At 69.9% G+C, this 20176-nt stretch carries 16 protein-coding genes; 10 read left to right on the plus strand and 6 right to left on the minus strand.

Annotation, left to right across the window (positions count from 1 at the left end; genetic code table 11):
• Positions 1–3: 3 nt before the first annotated feature.
• Positions 4–1218: an MFS transporter gene (locus B0293_RS22775; RefSeq protein ID WP_005152214.1), complete on the minus strand. Its 1215-nt coding sequence runs from the start codon at positions 1216–1218 to the stop codon at positions 4–6.
• 92 nt (positions 1219–1310) lie between these two features.
• On the opposite strand from B0293_RS22775, the gene B0293_RS22780 reads away from it, so the two are divergent.
• From B0293_RS22780 to B0293_RS22795, 4 genes are read left to right on the plus strand one after another with little or no spacing between them, the layout of a single operon-like run.
• Positions 1311–1880 carry a TetR/AcrR family transcriptional regulator gene (locus B0293_RS22780; protein ID WP_005152213.1) on the plus strand — a complete coding sequence of 190 codons (570 nt, stop codon included), beginning with the start codon at positions 1311–1313 and terminating at the stop codon, positions 1878–1880.
• Between the two features lie 9 nt (positions 1881–1889).
• Positions 1890–3119, plus strand: a complete 1230-nt coding sequence (locus B0293_RS22785; protein ID WP_005152207.1) for a sensor histidine kinase — start codon at positions 1890–1892, stop codon at positions 3117–3119.
• Positions 3116–3769 carry a response regulator gene (locus B0293_RS22790; protein ID WP_039915827.1) on the plus strand — a complete coding sequence of 218 codons (654 nt, stop codon included), beginning with the start codon at positions 3116–3118 and terminating at the stop codon, positions 3767–3769. The genes B0293_RS22785 and B0293_RS22790 overlap by 4 nt, the downstream gene beginning before the upstream one ends.
• Before the next feature lie 18 nt (positions 3770–3787).
• Positions 3788–4825 (plus strand): serine hydrolase, encoded by a 1038-nt coding sequence (locus B0293_RS22795; protein WP_005152204.1) that lies wholly within the window; start codon positions 3788–3790, stop codon positions 4823–4825.
• Positions 4826–4898: 73 nt separating this feature from the next.
• Here the strand turns inward: B0293_RS22795 and cysC are convergent, their stop codons facing one another.
• On the minus strand, positions 4899–6728 hold the full coding sequence (gene cysC / locus B0293_RS22800; protein WP_005152202.1) for an adenylyl-sulfate kinase: 1830 nt from the start codon (positions 6726–6728) through the stop codon (positions 4899–4901).
• Positions 6728–7636: a sulfate adenylyltransferase subunit CysD gene (gene cysD, locus B0293_RS22805; RefSeq protein ID WP_005152200.1), complete on the minus strand. Its 909-nt coding sequence runs from the start codon at positions 7634–7636 to the stop codon at positions 6728–6730. The genes cysC and cysD overlap by 1 nt, the downstream gene beginning before the upstream one ends.
• A gap of 77 nt (positions 7637–7713) precedes the next feature.
• On the opposite strand from cysD, the gene B0293_RS22810 reads away from it, so the two are divergent.
• Positions 7714–8181, plus strand: a complete 468-nt coding sequence (locus B0293_RS22810; protein WP_005152197.1) for a nuclear transport factor 2 family protein — start codon at positions 7714–7716, stop codon at positions 8179–8181.
• A gap of 126 nt (positions 8182–8307) precedes the next feature.
• Here the strand turns inward: B0293_RS22810 and B0293_RS22815 are convergent, their stop codons facing one another.
• Positions 8308–9195 carry a helix-turn-helix domain-containing protein gene (locus B0293_RS22815; protein ID WP_005152193.1) on the minus strand — a complete coding sequence of 296 codons (888 nt, stop codon included), beginning with the start codon at positions 9193–9195 and terminating at the stop codon, positions 8308–8310.
• A gap of 87 nt (positions 9196–9282) precedes the next feature.
• Here B0293_RS22815 and B0293_RS22820 point away from each other — a divergent pair, with 87 nt between their 5' ends.
• Genes B0293_RS22820 through B0293_RS22830 form a run of 3 tightly spaced genes read left to right on the plus strand, consistent with a single transcriptional unit; the run spans position 9283 to position 12402 of the window.
• Entirely contained in the window at positions 9283–10452 is a 1170-nt protein-coding gene (locus B0293_RS22820) for a hypothetical protein (RefSeq protein ID WP_005152192.1), read from the plus strand.
• Complete coding sequence (locus tag B0293_RS22825; RefSeq protein WP_005152190.1) at positions 10449–11231, plus strand: SDR family oxidoreductase; 783 nt, start codon at positions 10449–10451, stop codon at positions 11229–11231. Before B0293_RS22820 ends, B0293_RS22825 begins: the two co-directional genes overlap by 4 nt.
• 10 nt (positions 11232–11241) lie before the next feature.
• Positions 11242–12402, plus strand: a complete 1161-nt coding sequence (locus tag B0293_RS22830) for a sulfotransferase family protein (protein ID WP_005152187.1) — start codon at positions 11242–11244, stop codon at positions 12400–12402.
• Between the two features lie 10 nt (positions 12403–12412).
• Here B0293_RS22830 and B0293_RS22835 read toward each other — a convergent pair whose 3' ends face one another.
• Positions 12413–14098, minus strand: a complete 1686-nt coding sequence (locus B0293_RS22835) for a GGDEF domain-containing protein (protein ID WP_005152185.1) — start codon at positions 14096–14098, stop codon at positions 12413–12415.
• Positions 14099–14170: 72 nt separating this feature from the next.
• Entirely contained in the window at positions 14171–15298 is a 1128-nt protein-coding gene (locus B0293_RS22840; protein WP_005152183.1) for a lycopene cyclase family protein, read from the minus strand.
• Positions 15299–15341: 43 nt separating this feature from the next.
• Between B0293_RS22840 and B0293_RS22845 the strand changes: the two genes are divergently transcribed.
• Both B0293_RS22845 and B0293_RS22850 read left to right on the plus strand, forming a co-directional pair.
• Positions 15342–16904, plus strand: coding sequence for a deoxyguanosinetriphosphate triphosphohydrolase family protein (locus B0293_RS22845; RefSeq protein WP_005152182.1), 1563 nt, complete (start codon positions 15342–15344; stop codon positions 16902–16904).
• Positions 16905–17140: 236 nt separating this feature from the next.
• On the plus strand, positions 17141–20029 hold the full coding sequence (locus B0293_RS22850) for a S8 family serine peptidase (RefSeq protein WP_039915888.1): 2889 nt from the start codon (positions 17141–17143) through the stop codon (positions 20027–20029).
• Positions 20030–20176 lie beyond the last annotated feature (147 nt).

A 20176-nucleotide genomic window follows, 5' to 3' on the forward strand; every position in this document is an offset into this window, starting at 1 on the left:
ACATCACGCGCAGCCCACGCGGGATTCCCGCTCCGGCGGGACGGTACTCACCCTTGAGAGGGAACGGACCCCGAAGTTGTACGTAGTGGTCGCTTCCTTGGGCGCGAACAGGACTCCGAGGACGGCCACCGCCGCGGCCGCGAGGAAGCCGGCGCGAAGGTCGATCAGATCGCCGAGGAGGCCGATGAGCGGTGCCCCGGCGGCTTGGCCGAGCGCCAGCATCAGGAAGGCCACGCCGACACCGAACGCGGGCGCCGTCGGATAAGCCCTGGTGCCCCAGAGGATCAGCACGCCGGTCAGTCCGATGTAGACGGCTCCGAACAGCGCGGCCGCGATGACGAGCGCGGGGAACGACCGGGTGGCGAGCGCGAAGAGCGCCGTGGCGAGGGCGAACAGGACCATCCCCGCCGACCATGCCCGGCGCAGTCCCGCCCGCGAGGTCAACGCGGCGGTGAACGCGCCTGCCAGGCCGACCGCGCCGAGGACGATCCACACCACCGTCGACTCCGTTTCGCCGAGCCCGCCGACACTCACGGCGATGTCCCGGCCGAACGTCCAGATAGCCGCGCTGGCCAGGCCGAGTGTCGCGGCGGCGGGCAGCAGCCGTCCGATGGCCGGCGGGAACAGCGGTACCGGCAGCCCGCGTGCCCGGTCCTCCTTGACCGGCGGCACGACCCGCGCGATCCACAGGGTGACCAGCGCCGAGGCGGCCGCGAAGGCCCACCAGGCCAGCCGCCAGTCGCCGATCGCGAGCAGCGAGACCGGGCCCGAGACCAGCACGCCGAGCCCGGTTCCGGCGTTCACCACGGATTGGGCGCGGTCGCGCCGGGTCACCCGCACGACCCGGGAGACCGCGTCCGCGAGTGACGGGGAGGCCAGGCCCGTGCTGGCCCCCGCGAGGACGACGCCGAGCGCGAGGACGGCGGCGTTCGGCGCGGCCGCGATCAGCGCGGTTCCCGCGGTGGCGGCCGTCCCGGCGGCGAGCGCGCCGGTCCGCGAACCCCAGCGGGTCGTGACGGCGGTCGAAACGACGACGGCCAGGCAGTACGCGACGTAACTTCCCGCCGCGATGGCGCCGAGCGCGCCGCCGTCGAGGTCGAACTCCGTCCGGAGGGTCGGCGCGAAGAGCCCGTACGCGTACCTCGCGAGTCCGTAGGTGACCGCGATCAGCGACAACCCGGCCGCGGTGAGCGTCAGCTCGCGTTTGTGCGAAGACACCAGTAGACCTCCTCTGTATATATACCGAGCGGTATACCTGGGGAGTGTTCCCGCATTTCGCGCTCAGGTCAACCGATCGGTATAGTCGAGGCATGCTGACTCCAGCCGGCGAGCGTGTCCTGGCGGCCGCGACCGAGCTCTTCTACCGGGAGGGCCTGAACGCGGTGGGCGTCGCCGCCGTGGCAGAGGCCGCGGGCGTCACGAAAAAGACGCTGTACGCGTGCTTCGGGTCGAAAACGGAACTCACGCTCGCGTACCTGCGGCGACGGCACGACGTCTGGTGGGCGTACCTCGAAGAGCGGCTGGCCGGTGCCGACTCGCCCCGGGCGCTCGTGGTCTTCGACGCCTACATCGATCACCCGAAACTCGGCAGTGACAGGGGTTGCGCGTTCCTCAACGCGGCCGCCGAACTGCCCGCCGGGCATCCCGGGCTCGACGTGATCCGGCGGCACAAGGAGGCGGTCCGGGCGAAGTTCGCCGAACTCCTCCGAGAGGACGCCCCGGGCGCGGCCGATCCCGAGCGGCTCGCGGAGCAGCTCTTCCTCCTGTTGGAAGGCGCTGTCGCGCACACCGGCATCGACGGGGACGCGCATCGGGTCACGCTCGCGAGGGAGATCGCGGAGATACTGATGAGGGATCCGCGCGAAGCAGGCACACGCTAGAAAGAGCGCATGCGACTTTTCGGCCCGCTCGTGGACCGGGCGACCTACCGCCGGTGGGTGTACTTCATCCTCGGCGGCGCCCTCAGCGTGCCGTACCTGCTCTTCGCCGCCATCGTGGTGCCGTCGCTGCTGCCCCTTGTCGTGACGATGGGGCGCGGGATCGTCATCGCGATGATCACCGTCGTCCTGGTGGTGATCGCGTCGTCGTTCCTCCCCGCCGTCCGGGTGCTGGAAGGCGCGGCCGTCCGGGAACTGCTGGACGATCCGGTGCCCGGGGTGACGTTCGGGCCCGCGGGGAGCTGGCCCGTCCGGCTGCGGTCGAGCGCGATGTTCCTGCTGCACGTGGCCACCGGCTGTGTCGTCAGCCTGGTGAGCCTGCTCGTCCCGGTCGCCTTCGGCTTCTCGGTCGCGGCGCCGTTCACCGGCCGGATAGCGCTGTCCACAGAGGACCCGATCACGGTGCCGAAAGGCTGGGCGAGCGCCTGGATCCCGGCGGCGTTCCTGCTCGGCCTCGTCGCGCTGGCGTACGCCGTCTGGATCGCCGGAGCGCTGCTGACCCGCTGTGCCAAGAGCCTGCTGGGGATCTCGGCCGCCGAACGGATCGCCCAGCTGGAGAAGCGCACCGAACAACTCGCCGAACGCAACCGGCTCGCGCGGGAACTGCACGACTCGGTCGGCCACGCGCTGAGCGTCGTGACCATCCAGGCGGGGGCCGCGCGCCGGACCCTGCGGTCGGATCCGGAGTTCACCGAGCAGGCGCTCACCGCGATCGAGGACTCGGCCCGTGCCGCGCTGGACGACCTGGACCACGTGCTCGGGCTGCTGCGCGAGGAGGCGTCGTCGCGGGCGCCGCAGTCGGGACTGACGGAACTGTCCGCGCTGGTCGAGGCCACGCGGCTGGCCGGCGCCGAGGTGACGGCGGAGGTGCGGGGGGACCCGGCGTCGGTCCCGCCGGTCGTCTCCCGTGAGGCGTATCGGATCTTGCAGGAATGCCTGACGAACGCGTTGCGGCACGCCGGTAAGGTGCCGGTGACGGTGCACGTCGAAGCCGAAGCGGAGCTGCTGCGGTTGCGGGTGGCCAACCCGCTCGGCACCGCGGCACCGTCACGGGATGGGGGCGGCCGGGGGCTGCGGGGAATGACGGAACGGGTGGAAGTGCTCGGGGGCACGATCACCGCGGGCCGGGCGGACGGATGCTGGAAGGTCGAGGTGGCGGTGCCATGGGGGAAACGGCGATGAGCATCGGGGTGCTGCTGGTCGACGACGAACAGCTGATCCGGGCGGGACTGCGGGCGATCGTCGCCTCCGAACCCGATCTGGAGGTCGTGGGCGAGGCGGCCGACGGCGCCGAGGTGCCCGGTCTGGTCTCGCGGTTCCGGCCCGACGTCGTGCTGATGGACGTCCGGATGCCGTCGGTCGACGGGATCCGCGCGACCGCTCATCTGAGGTCCACCATGGACAATCCGCCGAAGGTGATCGTGGTGACCACCTTCGAGAACGACGACTACGTCTACGACGCCCTGCTCGCCGGCGCCAGCGGCTTCCTGCTGAAGCGGGCTCGGCCCGAGGAGATCGTCGCGGCGATCCGGACGGTGGCGGCGGGGGAGTCTCTGCTGTTCCCGGCCGCGATCCGGCGGCTGGCCGCGCAGCAGGCGCGCCGGGGCCCGCAGGACGGTCTCGACGGCGCCGGCCTCACCGAACGCGAACGCGAGGTGCTGCGGCTGATGGCCGCTGGACTGTCCAATGTGGAGATCGCCGGGGAGCTGTACCTCGGTGTGCAGACGGTGAAGACGCATGTCGGGAACATTCTCGCGAAACTCGGCGCGAGGGACCGGACGCAAGCGGTGATCAAGGCCTACGACACCGGATTCGTCACACCGGCGGGCTGAAAGCGGTAGGGTTCCGGAGTGGACACGAACGTCAACCGCCGTCGCGTGCTGGGGCTGGGAACGGTCGCCGCCGCGGGCGCGGTACTCGGGACAACGCAGATCGCCCAGGCCGCCGAAGAGTCCGAAATCGACACGCCTTCCGCTGATGCCTCGGCCGCCGCGCGCCGGATTTCCCAGGTGTACGCCCGGGAAACCGCGAAGGCGGGCGGTACTTGGTCGTCGTACGTCAGCGTCGCAGACACCGCCGGGAACCTGATCCCCGCCGTCTCCGAGCGGGCCGACGAGGTGGTCGAGGCCTACAGCGTCAACAAGATCGCGGTCGCCACCGCGGTACTCGACAAGATCGACCGCGGACTGCTCACTTTGGACCAGCGCGTCGACGTCACAGCCGACATCGTCATCAAGGACACCGACGGCATCTTCGGCCTCGACGGCGCGTACCCGAGTTCGGTGACCCTCGGGCACGCGATGGCCGCGCTGCTGACGCTGTCCGACAACACCGCCGTCCGCCTGTGCGGGCTGGTCGTCCCCGCCGCCGAGGTCAACGAGATCCTGCGCGGCAAGGGATTCGTGCACACCCAGGTCGTCCCGGTGGCGAACCCGAACCGGTTCTTCCTCGGCAGGACGACCCCGGCCGAAACGCATACGCTGCTGCGGAAACTGGTCGGTGGGACGCTGCTTTCGGCGAAGTCCACCGAGTACCTGCTGAACATCCTGCGTTCGCTGAGCGCGTTCACCGACGGCGTGCGCCTCGACCTGACCTCGGCCGAGCGGCTGCGGGTCGCCACGAAGGCGGGCTGGTTCAAGGACGGCCGCAACGAGGCGGGCGTGATGTTCAGCGCCGACGGCAAGCCGATCCTGACCTACTCGCTGTTCGCGTCCGGTGAGTTCGCGGGCGACCCGGCGGTCAACAAGGACGACTACGCCTCGACGCATCCGGCGCTGAGGGCGCGGACGAAGCTCGGGAAGACGATGTTCCGGTCGGTCGAGAAGCTGACGGCCACCACCGCCCGGACCTACGCGGCCGCTCCGTACCGGGCCTCCAACGGCGGCTGAAGGACGCTTTCCCCGCATAGGACGAGGCGAAGGGCGCTTTCCCTGCATCTCATGCGGGGAAAGCGCCCTTCAGCTACTCCAAGGCGGCGAGGATCAGCGCGGCCATCGCGGCGGGGTCCCCGTTTTCCGGGCGCAGCACCAGATCCGGGCTCTCCGGTCGCTCGTAGGGAGCGTCCACCCCGGTGAAGCCGCTGATCTCGCCCGCCCTCGCCTTCGCGTACATCCCCTTGGGGTCGCGGTCTTCGCAGACCTCGAGCGGGGTGTCGACGAAGATCTCCAGGAACGGCAACCCGGCCGCCTCGTGCGCGGCGCGGGCGAGTTCGCGGTCGGCCTGATACGGGCTGATCAGGGACACCACCGACACCACGCCCGCGTCGGCGAACAGCTTCGCGACCTCCGCGACACGCCGGACGTTCTCGGCGCGATCGACGGGGCTGAAGCCGAGGTTCCCGTTGAGCCCGTGCCGGAGATTGTCGCCGTCCAGCAGATACGCGGGCCGCCCGGACGCCACCAGCCGCCGCTCAAGTTCCACGGCCACGCTCGACTTCCCGGACGCGGAAAGCCCGGTGAGCCAGACGGTGAGCCCGCGGGTCGGACGTTCCGCCCTGGTGACCGCGGCGGTGTGCCAGACGACGTTCGACGCCGTCACGCTCGGGCCGGTGATCATGCCCGCCGCGACCGTCGCTCCGGAATGCTCGTCGACGAGGAGGAAACCGCCGGTGGACCGGTTGCGGCGGTAGGAGTCGAACAGCAGCGGCTGCCGGGCGCGCAGCCGGATCCGGCCGATCTCATTGAGGGACAACGCTTTCGCGGTCTCGTCACGGTGCAGGCTGGTGACGTCGAGCCGGTAGTCCAGGTCGCGGACCTCGGCCTTGGTCTCCCGGGTGGTGTGCCGCACGACGTACTGCGAACCGGGCTTCAGCGTGTCCTGCTCGGAGAACCAGCACACCATCGCGTCGACGTCCCGGCTGGTGTGCGGCCGGTTGCCGGGGCGGCAGATCAGGTCGCCGCGTCCTAGGTCGAGGTCGTCGTCGAGTTCGATCGTGACGGCCTGCGACGCGAAGGCTTCGGTGATCGCGGTGCCGCCCGGCCCCCAGATCGCGCGCACCGTCGTGGTGAAGCCGGACGGCAGCACGGCGACCTCGTCGCCGGGTTTGAACACCCCGCCCGCGACGGTGCCCGCGTACCCGCGGAAATCGCGGCTGTGCTCCCGGATCACGTACTGCACCGGGAATCGCGCGTCGATGAGGTTGCGATCCGACGCCACGTGGACCTGTTCGAGGTGATGCAGCAGGGAAGTGCCTTCGTACCAAGGCATACTGGCACCCCGGTGCACGACGTTGTCGCCGTGCAGCGCCGACATCGGCACGAAGGTCAGGTCGTGCACCTGGAGCTTCATGGCGAAGCGCCGGAAGTCCTCGCGGATCTCCTCGAAGCGTTCCTGCGACCAGTCGACCAGGTCCATCTTGTTGACGCACAACACCAGATGCGGGATTCCCAGCAGGCTCGCCAGGAACGCGTGCCGCCGCGACTGTTCGAGCACGCCCTTGCGGGCGTCGATCAGGATCAGCGCGAGGTCCGCCGTGGACGCCCCGGTGACCATGTTCCGGGTGTACTGCACGTGTCCCGGCGTGTCGGCGATGATGAACTTCCGCCGCGGCGTCGCGAAGTACCGGTGGGCGACGTCGATCGTGATGCCCTGTTCGCGTTCGGCGCGCAGGCCGTCGGTCAGCAGCGCGAGGTTCGGATACGCCTCGCCGCGGTCGCGGCTGGTGCGTTCGATGGCTTCGAGCTGATCGGTGAACACCGTCTTCGAATCGAACAACAGGCGGCCGATGAGAGTCGACTTCCCGTCGTCGACGCTGCCCGCGGTCGCGAGCCGGACCAGCTGTGAAGCGCCCATCAGAAGTAGCCTTCCTTCTTCCGGTCTTCCATGCCCGCCTCGGAGATCCGGTCGTCGGCGCGGGTGGCGCCGCGTTCGGTGAGCCTGCTGACCGCCACCTCGGCGACCACTTCACCGGGTGAGGTCGCCGTCGACTCGACGCAGCCGGTGCAGGTCGCGTCGCCGACGGTGCGGAAGCGAACCGTTGCCTCGTAAGGGCTTTCGCCTTCGCTCAAGGTGAGGAAGCGAGTGTGCGCGAGCAGCATCCCGTCCCGTTGGACGACCGGGCGCCGGTGCGAGTAGTAGATCGAAGGCAGGTCGACGTCCTCGGCCTCGATGTACTGCCAGATGTCGAGTTCGGTCCAGTTCGACAGCGGGAAGACGCGGATGTGCTCGCCCTTGCGATGTCTGCCGTTGTAGAGATCCCAGAGCTCCGGCCGCTGATTGCGCGGATCCCACTGGCCGAACTCGTCGCGGAAGCTGAACACGCGTTCCTTGGCGCGGGCCTTCTCCTCGTCGCGCCGGGCGCCGCCGAAGACGGCGTCGAAGGAATGCTCGCGGATCCCGCGCAGCAGGGCGGCGGTCTGGAGACGGTTGCGGCCGGCCTTCGGGTCTTCGACGACCCGGCCCGCGTCGATGTCGTCTTGGACGCTGGTCACGACGAGCCGGAGCCCGTACGTGTCGACCGTGCGGTCCCGGAACTCGATCACTTCGTCGAAGTTGTGCCCGGTGTCGACGTGCATCACCGGGAACGGTGGTGGTGACGGCCAGAACGCCTTGGCCGCCACGTGGAGCATCACCATCGAGTCCTTGCCGCCGGAGAACAGCAGCACCGGTCGTTCGAAGGTCGCCGCGACCTCGCGGAAGATGTGCACGGCTTCGGCTTCGAGTGCTTCGAGATGGGTGAGCTCGTAGGTCGGCGACGCCATCGTGACCTCCGTGGTTCGAGATCAGAAAAGTAGAACAGGTTCTTGTGATTGGTCAAGGGGAGGAGGACGCTGTCGGCATGGACCTGGTCGCGCTCGAAGAGATCCGTCGCCTCAAAGCCCGCTACCTCCGCTGTCTCGACCTCAAGCTGTGGGACGAGATGGGCGGGACCCTGACGACCGACGCGCACGCGCGCTTCGGCACGCCGTCCTACGGCGAACCGCTGGCCTTCGAAGGGCGGGACGCGATCATCGGGTTCTTCCGGAACGCCGTCGGCCTCGGTGTCACCACGGTGCATTTCGCCGGGCAGCCGGAGATCGACGTCGACGGCGACACCGCGACGGGCACGTGGCTGATGCGGGACAAGGTGATCGTGCCCGAGCACCGGGTGGTGATCGAGGGCGCGGCGTACTACGAGGACACCTACCGGCGGGTGGACGGCGCGTGGTTGACCGCGTCGACCCAGTACGACCGGCTGTACGAAACGATGATGTCGACCGCCGACCTGTCCAGCTTCAAGCTCACCGCGAACCGCTGGTCCTCCTGACCCGCATTTCGTCCTCTAAATGCGGTCCTTGCGCGGCTCGCTGAGTGTCCCCAATGCGGCATTGGGGGCACTCAGCGTCCCTAATGTGGCATTGGGGACATCGGGTGGCGCGGGCAACTACCGCGTTCAGAGGACTAAACGCGGGGGGCGGCGGCCGCCGGATTCGGCGGTGACGGCGTCGGCGGTGGCGACCAGTGCCGCGCCCCGCCGCGCGATCTCGGCGCCGGTGATCGGCTCGCCGACCGACAGCGTGAGCACCAGTTCCTGCCTGCCCGAAGCGTCGAACGTCGGCGCGGCGAGCAGGCTCACCGCGTGCTTGTGGCGCGGCTCCAGATCGGCGCCGAGGTAGACGCGTTCGCCGAGACTCGACACGAGCTCGCCCACCAGACCCCGCACTTCGGGCGGCAGTTCCTCCGCGCCGACGCCGGCCATCAGCGCGTAGAGCCGTCGTCCGGCGGAGGTCAGGCTCTCCACCAGGTAGCCGTGCTCGCGGCATTCGGCGACGACGCGACGCAGGTGCGCCTCGTCCAGCCGCACCGGCACCGCCGGGGGTTTGGCGAGCCACGCGTCGAACGTCGCGTCGGCATCCCACAGCACGTACATCAGGCCGACCGGCGGCGCGAACGGGTAGGTCTCGCCGAGTTTGACCCGACCGGGCCCGGCGCTCTGCAGCATCAAGATCCGGTCCCCGACGACGGCCGACGCCGTGCACGTGGCGGCGTATCGCCTGCTCAGGTCCTCCAGATGCCGTCGCGCGACCTCGCTCGCACCGAAACCCTCACTCGCGACGCGGCCCGCGGCGACCATCGCCGGACCGAGCCGGTAGGTGACCGGGCCGGGATCCCGGACCAGGTAGCCGCCCGCGGCCAGCTCGGTCACGATGCCGAGACAGGTCGGTTTGGCCAGGTCCAGTTCGCGCGCGAGTTCCGACAGGCCGAAGCGACGGCCGGGGTGCGCGGCGAAGAAGTCCAGCAGCCGCACGACTCGCTCGGTGGGCGGGGAACGTCGGGTCATTGACCCATCCTTAGAACGCGTTCTAGTCTGATGTCACGAAGAACGTACCAAGCCGGTACGTATTTGTACCAGCATGAGGAGTCGCCGGTGCTCACTCAACCGTTCGCGGACGCGATCGTCGAAGCCGAGAAGGTCATCGCGGAGGCGCCGCACATCCGGACCGAACAGGATCTGGTCGAGGGGTACGACTACCTCGCCGGCAGCATCCGCGCGTCCCTGCAGATGGCGTGGGCCTACGAACGGGACTATCCGTTCTTCACCCAGTCCACCGGCCCGTACACGAAGATGGGCCTGGACAACCCGGACACGCTGTACTTCAACGCGAACATCCGCGAAGGCCGCGAGTACGTCGTCACCGGGACGCGGGGGAGCACGGCCGACGTCAGTTTCCAGGTCCTCAACGGCGACTACTCACCCGTCGAGGTACCGGACAGTCTCGCCGCGTTCGACGACCGCGAGATCGAGATCGCCGGCGACGGCACGTTCGAACTCCGCTTCGGACCGGCCAAACCGGATCCTGGCCCCAATTACTTCGTCCTCGGCCCGGGTTCTTCGATGCTCGTGGTGCGCGAGGTCTACAGCGACTGGGCGACCGAACGCCGCGGCACGATCCAGATCCAGTGCGCCGACACCGCGGGTGGCGCGCCCGCGCCGCTCACCCGCGACGGGCTGGCCAAACGCTACGGCGTCTCCGGCAAGATCCTGCTGAGCAGGCTGCGCACCTTCCTCGCCTTCCCGAAGTGGTTCTACCTGAACCTGCCGGTGAACACGATGACCGAACCGCGTCCGACGCCGGGCGGCCTGACCACGCAGTACTCGTCGGCCGGGCATTACGAACTCGGCGACGAGGAGGTCATGATCGTCACCGTGCCCCGCTCGGACGCGCCCTATCAGGGCATCCAGCTCGGCAGCGTCTGGTACCTCTCGCTCGACTACATCAACCACCAGACGAGCCTCACCGCCGACCAGGCGCGGGTCGACCCGGACGGCAAGATCCGGTTCGTGATCAGCGAACGCGACCCCGGCCTGGCGAACTGGCTCGAACGCACCGGGCACGACCGCGGCTACGTCCAGATCCGCTGGCAGCGGCTGTCCCGCGCGCTGGACGTCGCCGACGGTCCCGAGGTCGAGGTGGTGAAGTTCGGCGAACTCGCCGACAGGCTGCCCTTCCACGACGAGGCCCGCGTGACCCCGCAGGAGTGGGCGGCCCGGATCTCGGCCCGCCAGGCGGCTGTCGCGGGGAGGATGCTGGGATGACGGATCTCTTGCGGGACAAGGTGATCGTCGTCTCCGGTGTCGGACCGGGACTCGGCCGGTCCATCGCCGTGCGCGGTGCCGCGGCGGGCGCGGACGTCGTTCTCGCCGCGCGCACCGAATCCCGGCTCGCCGAGGTCGCCAAGGAGGTCGACGCGCTCGGGCGCCGCGCGGTCACCGTGCCCACCGACATCACCGACGACGCTTCGGCCGCGAACCTCGCCGAGGCCGCGCTGAAGGCGTTCGGCCGGGTGGACGCCTTGGTGAACAACGCTTTCGCGATCCCGCCGATCATGGACCTCGCCGACGTCGACCTCGCCGACGTCCGGTCGGGCTTCGAGACCAACGTCCTCGCGGCGCTCCGGCTCACACGGCTGTTCACGCCTTCGCTCGAAGAGAGCGGCGGCTCGGTGGTGATGATCAATTCGGCCGTACTCCGGCATTCCAGGCGGACGTTCGGCGCGTACAAGATGGCGAAGGCGAGTCTGCTCGCGCTCGCCCAGAGCCTCGCCTCGGAACTCGGGCCGCGCGGGATCCGGGTCAACTCCGTGGCGCCCGGCTACATCTGGGCGGACTCGCTGAAGTGGTACTTCGCTTACCTGGCCAAGGAACGCGGTGTGCCGCCGGAACAGGTGTACGCCGAGACGGCGGAGACGATCGACCTGCGCCGCCTGCCCGAACCGGACGAGATCGCCGACACCGTCGTGTTCCTGACCTCGTCGCTCGCCCGGTGCGTCACCGGGCAGTGTCTCGACGTCAACGCCGGCGAGTACCACCACTGAAGGGGAGAACATGCTGCCAGGGCGGGAAAACGTCGGCACCGTGGAGGATCTGCACGCGTCGGCGGCAAAACTCACCGGGCTGGACGACTTCGGTGGAGACGACCACCTCGAAGGGCTGCGGGTCCTACTGGATTCCTACGCCGGTGAGGCGGGTTTGACGCCGTACGGCAACAAGATCCATCGCGCTTTCCTGCGCGGTGCCCTCGTGGCGAGGTCGTTGAGCGAGGCGTCCTGGAAGCAGAACCCGCAGTATGCCGAGGTTCCCGTCGAGCGGCCCATCTTCGTCACCGGTCTGCCGCGCACCGGGACCACGGCGCTGCACCGGCTGCTCACCGAGGACCCGGCGCACCAAGGGCTGGAAGTGTGGCTGACCGAGGTGCCGCAGCCGCGGCCGCCACGCGAGACCTGGGCGGAAAATCCGGTCTTCCAAGGGATCCAGGCGGGTTACGAGAAGCACCACGTCGAACATCCCGAGTTCATGGGCCTGCACCACATGTCCGCCGACCAGGTCGAGGAATGCTGGCAGCTCCTGCGGCAGTCCCTGAAATCGGTGTCCTACGAATGCCTCGCGCACGTGCCGTCGTACTCGCGCTGGCTGGACGGGCAGAGCTGGGCCGACGCCTATCGCAGGCACCGGCGGAATCTCCAGCTGATCGGCCTGCCAGACGCCGGGCGCCGCTGGGTGCTCAAGAACCCGAGCCACATCTTCGCCCTCGACGCGCTGCTGGAGGTGTACCCGGACGCGCTGATCGTCCAGACCCACCGCGCGCCGAGCACGATCATCGCGTCGGTGTGCAGCCTGAACGAACAGGCTTCGGAAGGCTGGTCCGACGTCTTCCGCGGTGACGTGATCGGCCGTGGCCAGCTGGATCTGTGGGCGCGAGGCGCGGAAAGGTCGCTGGAGGCGAGGAAGCGGCACGATCCGGCGCAGTTCTGCGACGTCCGGTACGAGGATTTCGTCGCCGACCCGATCGCGACCGTCGAGGGTGTCTACAAGCACTTCGGGCTGTCGCTGAGCGATGAGGCACGGGACGCGATGACCGCCGTCCACGCCGAAAGCCGTTCCGGCGAGAGGAAACCCGTGCACCGATACGACCTCGCCGACTTCGGGCTCACCGCGGGCGAGGTCGACGAACGCTTCTCCGCCTACCGCGCTGCCCACTCGCTCTGAAACGCGGGGGTCAGAAGCCGACGGCGGCGCGTTGCGCGGGCAGGCCGCGGGTCGTGATGCCGCGCAGGACCTCGACCCGGTCCGAGCCCGGACGGCCGAGCACCCAGCTCGACCCGGGAACCTCCTTGGCCTGCTTCTTCAGCGGTGCCAGGAGCCGGGAAGCGTCCTTGTAGGACCGGATCGCGCCGTTCCCGCACACCAGGGTCGCCAGTGAGACCGTCACCGGCAGCCCGTCGGCCGACCACGGCGTGTCCAGCAGCGCGGCGGCGACCGTGCCGATCTCGTCGACGTCGCAGGCGATCAGGAAGTCGTCCCCGCCGACGTGGCTGACCCGCATCCGGCGCAGCCTGCCCTCCAGATCGGTGAGCGTCCGGCCGAGCGTGCGGATGAGATCGTCGCCCGCGGCGAATCCGGCGGTGTCGTTGACCGTCTTGAACGCGTCGACGTCCAGCCAGGCCGCGACGAACGGCTCCCGCGCGTTGATCCGGCGGTCGACGTCCCTGGCGACGGCGTCGCTGCCGGGCAGGCGGGTCAGCGGGCTCAGCGAGACGGCTTCCTCGACCTTCGCCTCGGCGACCCCGCGGAGCACCTCGTTCACCAGCACCACACCCACGCACCGGCCGCGGTCGTCGACCACCACGACGTCGTCGCCGGTGCGGCTCCAGTCCGCGTCGGTGACCAGTTCCAGGAATTCGAGCGCGCTCGCGTCGGTGTGGATCGTGTGCGGCCGGTCGGCGAGCCGCGACGCGGGCCGCTTGGCGTGCAACGCGTGGCCGTACAACCCGGTGACCGCGACCAGGAACCGGGTCCGGTCGATCGACCACTGTGGACGGTGCCGGTCGTCGATGCCGACGATGCCGCTCGGCCCGTCGGAGGCGGCCAGCACCTCGCGCACGTCGTCACAGGTCGCGTCTTCGGGCAGGGTGGTCGCGGGGCGCAGGAAATCGCCGACCCGGCGGGCCCGCGCGGTGCCGGGGACGAACGGGCCGGGCGCGTCCGGCGCGGGTAGCGGCGCGTGGTCGCCGTCCGGTGGGGCGAGCAGGTTGCCCTGCGCGATCCGCACCCCGAGCCGCCGCGCGGATTCGAGCTGTTCGGTGGTTTCGAGTCCGGTCGCGACCAGCCGGTTGTCGGTGCGGGACGCGAAGTGCAGCACCGCCTCGACGACCGCGACGGCGGCCGGATCGTGTGGCAGGCCGCGCAGCACGGTGCGGTCCAGTTTCACCAGGTCGATCGGCGCGGAGGCGAGCAGCGTGAGCGGCAGGTCACCGCGGCCGAGGCCGTCGAGCGCGAGCCGGAACCCGAGTTCGGTGAGCCGTCGCATGCCGGTGAGCAGCAGATCGGCGGGGATCTGCGTGAACGGCGGCCCGATCTCCAGCACGACGTCCCTGGTCCGGCGGCCGGACAGGCCGAGCGCCTCGGTCAGCGGTTCGAACCGGGCCGGTGGTGCCGCCACCGTCCGCGCGGACAGGTTCAAATGGAGGGGGAGGGCCGCCTGCGCCTCGTTCTGCTGCCGTACCGCTTCGGCGGCCAGTCCGATGTCGACCTCGGTCAGGTTGCCGCCGCGACGGGCGTCGGCGAGAAGTTCGCGGGCGGTGCCGCGGCCTGGCCGTGCCAGGGCTTCGAACGCGACGACGCCACCGGTGTGCAGGCTGTACAACGGTTGATAAGCGAAGCGGATCGCGATCTGCAACGTCACAACCGCATGGTCGTCGGTGCCGGTGCGAAACGAAACACGTGTCAACTGATGTTCATCGTGAGGGCACCTGGGTTACCTAGAACGGCGTAACCCAGGCCACCCGATCAGGTGTTTTCTCACTTTCCACGGCGCCAATCGGAAAAGTGCCGACATCGCCTCGGTGGTACCCGAAACGTCTTCGCGACCCGAAGTGAAGGCCCGCTGGAGAGGGACCGGCAGCGTGAAGAAGTGGTCGAAGAACACCGGCACCAGCTCGGGCGGCATTCCGCACAGAGCTCGCAGCCCGTGGCGCCGCAACCCGTGCACGGTCCGGGCCGAAGACGGCCACAGCGCACCGTGAGCAGCCGACGCGGCCGCGGCCGGCCCCCGGTCCCAGGCCAGGGCGATCGAGTCGGCGACAGGCTCGGCGAGCCGCACCGACGTCGCGAGGCTGTACCCGGTCGCCGGATGCACCAGACCGGCGGCGGCCCCGAACGGCACCGTCCGGCCACGCCGGGGGACCGGCACGTCGAGCACGATCCGCACGCGTTCCTCGCGCCCGCGTGACGCCAGCCCGGCCGCCTTCAGCCGGGCGCGCAGCCGCGCCGCCAGCAGCTCCAGCGGCAGACCGGGCTTGCGGGCCAGCGACGTCTCCTCGACCAGGACGGTGCCGTCGCCGAGGGGCAGTACGTACAGGAACCCGGATTCGGTCCCGCGCCAGTCCATGAACACCGCGGTGTCCGGTTCGTCCACCAGCCGGAGCGCGTCCTCGGCGGGGAGGACGGCGCCGAAGGCCGTCTGTTCGTAGCGGTCCCCTCGTGGCCGGGCACCGGAGGCGTCGACGTACAGGCCGGCCGCGAGGACCCGCCCGTCTTCGAGGCGTACCGACGTGCCCTGCCCGCCGTGGTCCACGGCGGACACCGTCCCGGCGACGACGTCGTGACCGCCGTCCAGCCACGTGCGCAGGCCGGCGTTGTCCACCACCAGGTACTGCCGGTCGAGGACGTGCGGCGCGGTGCCGAACGCGAGTGCCGACGAGGGCGCGCAGGCGACGGCGCTTTCGGGCAGCGACGGGAGTTCGTCGGCCCACAGCCCGTAGGTCGCCCGCCAGCGCCTGCCCGGCGCGGGGTCGATCAGGACGGTCGCCAGTCCGCGCCGGGCGCAGGCACGCGCGAGCGCCCGCCCGGCCGGGCCACCGCCCGCGATCACCACGTCCGCCACCTGGGCAGTGTCTCAAAGCGCCCCGACGGATACGGTGTGACGCATGGGACAGACGGATCCAAGGGCGTGGCGGCGCGATCCGGAGAGCGAGAGCGCCGGGTTCACCGACCTCGCCACGAGCCCGTTCCGCATCGACCGGGACCGGATCGCCGCGTCGCCGTTCTTCGCCCGCCTCGGCGGGGTGACCCAGGTGGTCAGCGCCGGTGGTTCGGGGCTGCTGCACAACCGGCTCACACACAGCCTGAAGGTCGCGCAGGTCGCGCGCGCCATCGCGGAGCGGATCAACTCGACGAGCGATTCCGCCGAACTCGCCGCGAAACTGGGCGGCTGCGACCCGGACGTCGCCGAGGCCGCCTCGCTCGCGCACGACCTCGGGCATCCGCCGTTCGGGCATCTGGGGGAGCAGACCCTCGACCGGATCGCCCGGCACCGGTTCGGCCTCGCCGACGGTTTCGAGGGCAACGCGCAGTCGTTCCGGATCATCACCACGACCGACGTCCGCGGGCCGTCCGCGTCCGGGCTCGACCTCACCACGGCGGTGCGCGCCGCGGTGCTGAAATACCCGTGGGCGCGGCTGCACGTGCCCGATCCGCATCCGACGTCGATGGACGTCCAGCCGCGCGGCGCGGCCGAACCGGCCGACGCCCCCGGTACCGGCGCGAGCAAGTTCTCCGCCTACAGCACCGAACTCGACGACTTCGCCCAGGCGCGGGCACCCTTCACCGGCCGGATCGAACCCTGGCAGCAGACAGTCGAAGCGTCCGTGATGGACACCGCCGACGACATCGCCTACGCCATCCACGACCTCCAGGACTTCCACCGGATCGGCGTCCTGCAGCACGCGCCGGTCGCCGCCGAGTTCACCGGCTGGGTGGACCACGCGGTGGAACTGGCCGGGCTGGACGACGCGACCTTGACCGCCGAACGGCGGCTGCCGGGCCGTTCGCTGGAACGGCTGCGCCGCCGGATGCACGTCAAGGACGGCTGGATCGTCGACGACGACGCGTTCACCAGCGCTGTCGCCCGTGTCCGCGCCGAACTCGTCGACGGCCTGCTCGCCACCGGATTCGACGGTTCGATCGAGGCCGAGCAGGCGACCGCCGCCTTCTCCGCGAAATGGACCGCGCGGCTCGTCGACGGCGTGCAAGTGGTGTCTTCGCCGTCGACCCGAACGGGGCATCTCACGCTGCGTCCCGCGCAGTGGCACGAGGTGCAGGTCCTGAAGTTCGTGCACCGGCGGTTCGTGTTGCTGCGCCCGGAACTCGCGCTGCACCAACGTGGACAGGCGAGCCTGGTGACCACGCTCGTCGACGCGCTCGACGCGTGGCTGCTCGACCGTGACGAGTTCTACCGGCTCCCGCGCCGGCTGCACGACCTGGTCGAACTGGCACAGGCGGAATTCACCGGACTCGCGCGGACGTCGCCGGAACTGCTCATCGGAGCGACCGGGGAACCGGTCACCGGTGCCGACGCGGTGCGTGGTCTGGCCCGGGGGCGGGCCGTGGTCGACTTCGTGGCGTCCTTGACCGACAAGCAGGCGGTGACCCTTTTGGACGGCTTGTCGGGTCGCGCTTCGCAACCCTGGTCGGACTCGTTCGTCCTTTGAGGCCGGTCGTCATCACGCCGTGACCATACGATTACGCTGAACAGACTACGACGTGCCGCCGGAACCGGAAAATTCCCATCCGATGTCACTCGAACGGCGCCTGCCGCCGACGCACGCCCGGTACTTAGCTTGATCCAGCCGGTGATCGCCGGCGTCGGTCTGCGTGAGTCGGGGCACGCGCCTAGGAATCGGAGGCGCACGTGCGTCCAACCCGTTCTGGTAAAAGAAGAAGATCGATCCTGACCGCGGGAACCGCCGCCCTCGTCGCGGCGCTCGGTTTGGTCAGCCCGCCCGTCTCGGCCGCGGAAACCGCCCAGTCCCCGGACGCGTTCTCGGAGAACACCGTCCGGCAGATCGAGGCCCTGCAGTCGATCAAGAAGAGCCAGAGCCCCGCTGAGTCCAAAGTGGACAGCAGGCTGCTCGTCGAACAGAAACTCCGTGCTCAACGCATGTCGGCCTCTGCGGTTCCCGCACTGGGGTCTGGGGCGAATGTCTCCGCGGCCGGCACCGTACTCGTGGATATCCGGGGCCAGGTCTCGGAAGAACTCCTGAAAAGCCTGCGTGAATCCGGTGCGGGGATTCGCGCGGTCTCGCAGCGGTATGGCAGCGTCCGCGCCGAAGTGCCGCTGAACGCGGTCCCGGCGATCGCCGGCCGCGAAGACGTCAAACGGGTCGAGACCGCCAATGAGGCGTTCACCGCCCGGCAATTGGCCGAGCCCGCCTCCGCCGGCAAGGCGAAGACGGAGAGCAAGGAGGAGAAGGCCGCCCGGATCGCGGACGAGCTGAAGAAGGCCGTCGAGGCCAAGGGGCAGGTCGGCATCGCCGCCGGGCCGGTCAACAGTGAAGGCGACCGCGCGCACAACGCCGACACCGCGCGCCAGCAGTTCGGTGTCACCGGTGTGGGCACCAAGATCTGCGCGCTGTCCGACGGCGTCGATTCGCTCGCGACCTCGCAGGCGCGCGGCGAACTCCCGCCGGGCGTCGACGTGATCCCCGGCCAGGAGGGCAGCGGCGACGAGGGCACCGCGATGCTCGAGATCATCCACGATCTCGCGCCGAACGCGTCGCTCGGTTTCGCCAGCGCGTTCAACTCCGACGCCAGCTTCGCCGACAACATCCGCAAGCTGCGCTTCGACGCGCACTGCGACGTCATCGTGGACGACGTCCTGTACTTCAAGGAATCGCCGTTCCAGGACTGGATCATCGCCCAGGCCGTGAACGACGTGACCGCCAACGGCGCGCTGTACTTCTCCTCGGCCGGTAACGAGGGCAACGTCGCCGACGGCACCTCGGGCCACTGGGAAGGCGACTTCGTCGACTCCGGCAAGAGCGTCGGCAAGTTCGCGGGCGCCGCGCACAACTTCGCCGGAGCCGCGGGCAACCAGATCTTCCAGCCGATCTCGACCGCGTCCTCGGCGGGCGTGCCGGTCACGTTGTTCTGGTCGGACCCGCTGGGCCGGGCGACCAACGACTACGACCTGTACCTGCTGAACGCGGCGGGCAACGTCGTCGACCTGAGCCAGGACGTCCAGACCGGAACCCAGGACGCCTACGAGCGGGTCGACACTCCCGCTGCCGGTGGTGCCGGGCTGCGGCTGGCCATCGTCAAGTTCTCCGGTGAGGGCCGCTACCTGTCGCTGTCCGCGCTGCGCGGCCGGTTCGCCGACTCGGCGGACGGCCTCAAGGCCTACACCAAACCCGGTGTGACCGTGGGCCACTCGGCCGCGCGGGACGCGTTCAGCGTCGCGGCGGCCCCGGCGGCCAAGGCGTTCCCCCGTGCCCTCGAACCGGGCGACCCGGCCAACCCGGCCGGCCCGTTCCCGGCCGCCTTCGGCGCGACCACGAAGGTCGAACGGTTCACTTCGGACGGTCCGCGGCGCGTGTTCTACCAGGCCGACGGCACGCCGATCACCCCGGGCAACGTGTCCGGCACCGGTGGTGAGGTCCGCGCCAAGCCGGACATCACCGCGGCCGACGGCGTCTCCACCAGCGTCACCGGGTTCACCACGTTCTACGGCACTTCGGCCGCCGCGCCGCACGCCGCCGCGATCGCGGGCCTGGTGCTCTCGGGCAACCCGGGGCTGCCCCCGGCCGAGGTGCGCGCGGCACTGATCAACACCGCCGTCGACATCCTGACCCCGGGCCGCGACAACTCCAGCGGCGCGGGCGTCATCCTCGCCGACAAGGTGCTCGCGTACACCGGTGCCAGCCCGCAGCCGCTCGTGACCGCGGGCCAGCCGACGGTCACCCCGGCCGACGGCGGTCCCGCGCTCGACCCGGGCGACACCGCCAAGGTGACCTTGCCGGTGACCAACCGCGGTGACGGCACCGCGTCGTCGACCAGCGTCGTGCTCTCCAGCCCGACCCCCGGTGTCACGGTGGCGCCGCGGTCGAAGTCGTACGGCACGATCAGCCCCGGGCAGACCGGCGTGAACGACTTCACCATCACCGTTCCCACCACGCAGGAACTCGGTGTGCCGGTGGTGCTCAACGCCAGGGTGACGTTCGCGGGTTCGTACTCGCCGACCACGTCGACGTTCTCACTGCCGGTCGGCACCCCGTCGCCGGTGACGCAGAACTTCGCCTACGCCGGTGCCCCGGTGGCGATCCCGGACAGCGACCCGACCGGCGTGACCGTGCCGATCACGGTCAGCGGTGTCGGGCGCGCGTCGAAGCTGACGTTCTCGGTGGACGGGGCGACCTGCAACACCGACCAGACCTCGACGACCGTGGGCATCAACCACTCGTACGTCGGTGACCTGATCGGCACGCTGACCTCGCCCTCGGGCGCCAAGGCGACCGTGTTCCAGCGCAACGGCGGCTCGGGCAACAACCTGTGCCAGGTCGTCTTCGCCGACAACGCGGCCACCCCGTTCAGCTCGGTCACCGCGGCGAACAACCCGTTCACCGGGACCTACCGGCCGGCGCAGGTGATCGGCGGCCTGACCACCGGTACGGCGGCCGACGGCACCTGGAAGTTCACCGCGGTGGATGTCGCCGGTGGCGACACCGGATCGATCCGCGCGATCTCCTTGCACCTCAACGGTTTCGTGCAGCCTGGTGCGGCTGAGCGGCCGGCGAGTGTCGGGAAGTCGGTCGGGACCGGGCCGGTGAAGCCGGTCTAGTCCTTTCGTCTGTCCGTGAAGGCCTCCTTGAGGGACTCTGGGTCCCTCAAGGAGGCCTTCACGGACTTCAGGTCGGGTCGTGAGCGGCGGAGGCTCGGAGGTGTTGCGAAAGCCACTTTCGCAACCTTCAACGTCTCGAAAGTGGCT

This window comes from Amycolatopsis azurea DSM 43854, assembly GCF_001995215.1.
Classification (GTDB): domain Bacteria; phylum Actinomycetota; class Actinomycetes; order Mycobacteriales; family Pseudonocardiaceae; genus Amycolatopsis; species Amycolatopsis azurea.